This window comes from Acinetobacter sp. TYF_19 (assembly GCF_043105125.1).
Lineage (GTDB): Bacteria > Pseudomonadota > Gammaproteobacteria > Pseudomonadales > Moraxellaceae > Acinetobacter > Acinetobacter johnsonii.
This window is the reverse complement of sequence record NZ_JBICLH010000073.1, coordinates 1-5,273: the sequence shown is the minus strand read 5'-3', so window position 1 is coordinate 5,273 and position 5,273 is coordinate 1. Positions and strand designations below refer to the sequence as shown.

The following is a 5,273-nucleotide window of genomic DNA, read 5'->3' as shown; positions in this document are numbered from 1 at the left end:
GCGGATTTAATGCTGCAACTGAGTACAGCCTATCAGCAAGGTAAATTGAAAACCTATATGCAACGTGCGGTACTGGGACCAAAGTTACTGATTATCGATGAAATTGGTTATTTACCGTTTGGACGTGAAGAAGCGAATCTGTTCTTTAACGTGATTGCCAAGCGTTATGAAAAAGGCAGTACGATATTGACGAGTAACTTACCCTTTAGCCAATGGTCTAAGTCATTTGCGGATGATGTTACGTTGACCGCTGCGATGTTAGATCGGCTATTACATCACTGTCATGTGGTACAGATATCGGGTGAGAGTTATCGTTTGAAGGATAAAAAGAGAGTAGGAATTCAACCACAAATTGAGTCTTAATAAATCATCAAAGGGGTCAATTTTACTTTGCTGTTTTTAAGGTAAAAGGGGTCAGTTTTAAATTGCCGTTGACAGTGAAGGGATTCATCTGCTGTATCTCGAAATAAATAAGATATTTAGCTTATCATGTCAGCCTATTTGCAACAGTGCCCTTTCAGGATAGTCGTTCAGGCCAGCATGCTGCAGAGTTCCTGAATGGCTGGCAGGGCAATCTAGTCTGTGATGATTACAGTGGTTATAAAGCACGCTTTAAATCAGGTCAGGTCATTGAGGTGGGCTGCATGGCCCATGCACGTCGTAAATTCCATGAACTGCATGTGACCGGGAAAAGTCAGGTCGCTGAACAGGCATTGGTGCTGATTCAGAAACTGTATGCGATAGAAGCAGAACTCAGGAAAAAGACCGATGGTACGGCAGAACAGCGCCGCGAATACCGACAACAGCATAGTCAACCGGTGATGCAACAACTGTATGAATGGCTTAACCAACATCAACTGACTGTGCCATCGAGTTCTCCAACCGCCAAGGCCATCAATTACACTCTGAAGCGTTGGCCAGCTTTAAGCCGCTATCTGGATGATGGCAATCTACCTATAGATAATAATTGGGTGGAAAACCAGATGCGACCTTGGGCGTTGGGACGTAAGAATTGGCTATTTGCAGGTTCGCTGCGCAGCGGTCAGCGAGCAGCCAATATCATGACATTAATCCAGTCAGCAAAGCTGAATGGCTTGTATCCGTATGCCTATTTAAGTGATGTGCTGAAAAGGCTGCCGACGCATAAAGCGACCCAAATAGAAGAATTACTGCCACATCGCTGGAAATCCAACTCGAATTAAAAAATAGGCATGGGGTTCAGCGGACGCTTACACTCAAACTTATCTGGTTTTAACTAAACTCATATTTTTGAGCTGTGCGACAGGTATTTTTTTATTGATTGGGTATTATCGGCTTGTGGTTCGTGCGCGGTAATGAGATATCTAAAATTAAAAAAAGGATTTTGTATCACTACAAAATCCATAAAATTTAAGACTTTATCTTTCTCTTAACGCTTCTCTGGCTTTATTGAATGGCTTAATCAAATAGTCCAGCACTGTTTTCTGTCCAGTGCGAATATCAACTGTCGCCACCATTCCAGGCGTAATCGCAAAAGTCTTACCCTGTTTATTTCGCAGCTTATCTGAATCAGTGCGAATATAAACCCGATAGTAAAATTGATCCTGTTTAACTTCATCTCGAATCGTATCAGGAGATATCACGGTCACTTTGCCATGTAATCCGCCATATATCGCATAATCGTACGCTGTAATTTTGACTAAAGCTTGTTGGTTTGGACGAATAAAGGCAATATCTCTTGGCGAAATTCTAGCTTCGATCAGAAGCTGTTCATCTAACGGCACAATCGTCATAATCTTGCCATTAGGAGGAATTACGCCACCTAAAGTCATTACATCGATTTCTTTTACCACACCGCGAACAGGCGCTCTAAAGACTGTACGATTTAATGTATCTGATTTTCCTTTCACAATCTGCCGTTGTGTTTCTACGTCGGTATTGGCTTTGGATAATTCTTCCCTTGCTTTTACATAATACTGACTACGTGTATCATTAATTTGCTTTTGTAAATCAGAAGCTTGACGTTTTAACCTTAAAACCTCTACCTCACTTGCAGCTCCTTTAGCAACTAACGGCTCAGTCATTCTTAGCTCTTGCTGTACCAATGTTAAAGAAGTCGTTAGATCTGATATTGACTCTTCTAAATTTATCCGTCGTGTATTATACAACTGTGTTTCTTCACGAACCAATTGCGAATCTTTTTGAACTATCTCGGGAAATTGTAATGCAGTTCCATTTACTTCTGCCCGTAAACGTGCCGAAGTGGCCAATGAAGAAACGAGCAAAGACTGCGATTCACCTACATTAGATGCAAAGCGAGTCGGATCAAATTGTGCCAATATGGTGCCTTTTTCTACAATATCACCTTCTTTAACATCGAGTTTGGTCAAAATACCACCCTCTAATGACTGAATAATTTGCTCTTTAGAAGATGGAATAACTTTACCCGTACCTGTAGAAACTTCTTCCAATTTAAATAAAGCAGCCCATATAAAGAACACCAAAAGTCCTAAGCCAATAATCCAGATGACCATACTCGATTTAGGTAAAGGTGGTTCATGAAATGAAGCTTTAGCAGGACGTTTTGTTTGTTGTGGTTGTTCATTCATTATTGTGCCCCACTGGATGGATGAGTTTGATTATTTGATTGACTCAAAATCTGATCGCGTGGACCATCCATCACAATTTTCCCCTCATTCATGACAATAATTCGATCAACTAATGCCAAAACAGCTCGCCGATGAGTTGCAACAATTAAAGTCCGATGCCCCATCCAATTCATTAGATGATCAATAAATTGTTTTTCTGCTACATCATCAATCGACGCTGTTGGCTCATCTAACAATACAATATTAGGTTGGCGAATAAGCAAGCGTGACAGCAACAAAGCCTGCCGTTGTCCACCAGAGAAACCTAAGCCACCCTCAAGTACAAGATGATCAAGACCTTCTTTTTTATCTTGTACAAATGACCAAGCTCCTGTCATTTTGAGCGCCTGAATCAAGTCATCATCTGAGGCTAAAGGTGCGCCTAAAGTTAGGTTTTCCCTGATTGTGCCATAAAACAAATGCGCACTCTGATTAAGTAACCCTGTATCACGACGAATATCAGCAGGATCAATCAGTGATAAATCAAGACCATCAAGATAAATATTACCTTGCTGCGGCATTTGCATGCCTGATAATAATTGCAATAATGTGGATTTCCCCGCGCCATTTCGGCCTAAAATTGCAATTTTCTCTCCCGCCCGAATTGCTAGTTGAGCAATCGCTAGATTGGGTTTTGCATCATCTTGATTATATTTAAATAAAGTGCCATTCAATTGATAATCACCCAACAATACTGAGCGATGGATCAAATGCGCCCGATCAGGTTGGTCAACTGGCTTTTTCATTAACTCATCAAGACTACTTTTTGCGACTTTGGCTTGCTGTAAACGTCCCAAAACACCCGTAATTTGTGCAATTGGTGCCAACATTCGTGAAGATAAAATTGAGCATGCAACCAATGCACCTGTGGTCATTTCTCCACTAATCACGGCAAAACAGCCAACAAGTACCACAAGAGCATAAGTCAGACCTTGGACTTTTTGCGTCCATGCAGTCATCACGCCCACTATTTTACGCTGCTTCATACTAATATCGGCAGACATTTCATTCATATGATTCCATTGATTCTGGAATCTGGATTCAGCGCGTAACAGCTTAATGTCCTCTATGCCTTGCACTGATTCCACCAATATTGCATTACGAATCGAAGACTCACGCATTCCCTCTCTGGCAAGTTTAGCCAGTGGTCTTTGTGCCAATATGGCTGGAATAATCATAAGCGGTACAACAAGTACCATGACCCAGAAAAGATTGCCGCCAATGATCCAGAATATAACCAAAAATAAAAAGAAAAATGGCAAGTCGGCAATGGCGCTAATCGTCGTTGAGGTGACTAGCTCCCGCACCCCTTCCAACTCCCGAATTTGGGAAATAAAAGTACCTGTTGATTTGGAACGCTCACTATTTTTAATTCTGAGCGTATGACCAAAAACCCTATCTGAAATACGCAAGTCTGCTCGTTTACCAATAATATCTGATAAATAGATACGCGCTACACGTAAAACAAATTCAAAAATTGCCGCAATCAATACACCACCTGCCAACACCCATAACGTAGGAATTGACTGAGAAGGCACGACTCGATCATAGACTTGCATTGAAAATATAATGGTTGCCAGTGCCAGAATATTTGCAATTAATGATGCAAACATAATATCGATATATCGTTTCCAGTCACGTAACACGATCGACCAGAACCAACTACTCTCATAAGGTTTGATATATTCATCAATACGCGCATCTGCAACTGATTTTTCAGGTCGCAGGATATAAACACTTTCAATTTCATGTTGAAGGTCAGAAGCAACAAAACTTTGCGCAAGCCCCTGATCACCACTCATCTGGATACTGACATTATGATCGACATCTGCCTGATCAACCACACCAACTTGACCATCCTTGAATACCACGATGACTGGTAAACGCCATGGATTAAGCATCTCTTTTGAAAATTTACTTTTACGTACACTTAAGCCAATCTGACGTGCAATCGTTTTCACGACCTCATCTGCTGCACTAGCCCCTGCCCAATCCATCTGCAAACGGATACGTTCTTCAGAGGTTTCGATACGATAATGTTTGGCAATCAATAAAATTGCCTGAAGATATGGCTGGTAATTCATCGTACTCATGGCTGAACCTCAACCCCCTGAATGGATAGACGATTAAGATGATAAACATCTCGTGATTGACCTGTAGTCGAGATAAGTTGGACTAGATTTGCATAAATATCATAACGATTATTTTCAATTTCCATATTTGCACTATGAATGGCTTGTTCAGCATTAAGTAAGTCCACTACTGTCCGCGTACCAAGCTTATATTGCTCCTGATATAATTCTTTTGTTCTGGTGGTGGTTGATTGTCTGGCAACCAAAACCTGCATCTGCCGTTGTTTATTTGTGACTTGTTCCTCAGTCATGCGAATCTGTTCCAGAATATCCATATAACTATTTTGTACTTTGGCTTTGGCAGCTTCTTCTGCATAACTTGCAGCGCGACTTTGCGCCCCCACTGATCCACCCTGAAAGAAGTTACTGCTTGCTTCAAATTTAATTGAACTATCAAATCCGTCATCCTTGTTATTGTTTGGATTGACACCATTCAGTGCCTGACTTAGCGTTCCAACTAAATTTAAAGTAGGGTAACGACTGAGATCTGTCTGAGTTTTCTGTGCTTTTGCGA

At 41.2% G+C, this 5,273-nt stretch carries 3 protein-coding genes and 2 pseudogenes; 2 read left to right on the top strand and 3 right to left on the bottom strand.

Annotated elements, in window-relative coordinates:
* Positions 1–363, top strand: a pseudogene (gene istB / locus ACF8FD_RS10820) (IS21-like element ISAba8 family helper ATPase IstB); the annotation flags it as partial.
* A gap of 152 nt (positions 364–515) precedes the next feature.
* Positions 516–1,202, top strand: a pseudogene (gene tnpC / locus ACF8FD_RS10815) (IS66 family transposase); the annotation flags it as partial.
* Between the two features lie 195 nt (positions 1,203–1,397).
* On the opposite strand, the gene ACF8FD_RS10810 reads toward tnpC, so the two are convergent.
* From ACF8FD_RS10810 to ACF8FD_RS10800, 3 genes are all read right to left on the bottom strand, one after another.
* Entirely contained in the window at positions 1,398–2,588 is a 1,191-nt protein-coding gene (locus tag ACF8FD_RS10810) for an HlyD family efflux transporter periplasmic adaptor subunit (RefSeq protein ID WP_005001541.1), read from the bottom strand.
* A complete protein-coding gene (locus ACF8FD_RS10805; RefSeq protein ID WP_000106054.1) occupies positions 2,588–4,720 on the bottom strand; it encodes a type I secretion system permease/ATPase in 2,133 nt (710 codons plus the stop codon). Before ACF8FD_RS10805 ends, ACF8FD_RS10810 begins: the two co-directional genes overlap by 1 nt.
* Positions 4,717–5,273: TolC family protein (locus ACF8FD_RS10800; protein WP_392453378.1), on the bottom strand; the 557-nt coding region annotated here is incomplete at its 5' end. The genes ACF8FD_RS10805 and ACF8FD_RS10800, both read right to left, overlap by 4 nt.

Excerpts from the sequence above, each read along its gene's own strand:
- ACF8FD_RS10810 (WP_005001541.1), bottom strand. The coding sequence starts at position 2,588 with ATGAATGAACAACCACAACAAACAAAACGTCCTGCTAAAGCTTCATTT.
- ACF8FD_RS10805 (WP_000106054.1), bottom strand. The coding sequence starts at position 4,720 with ATGAGTACGATGAATTACCAGCCATATCTTCAGGCAATTTTATTGATT.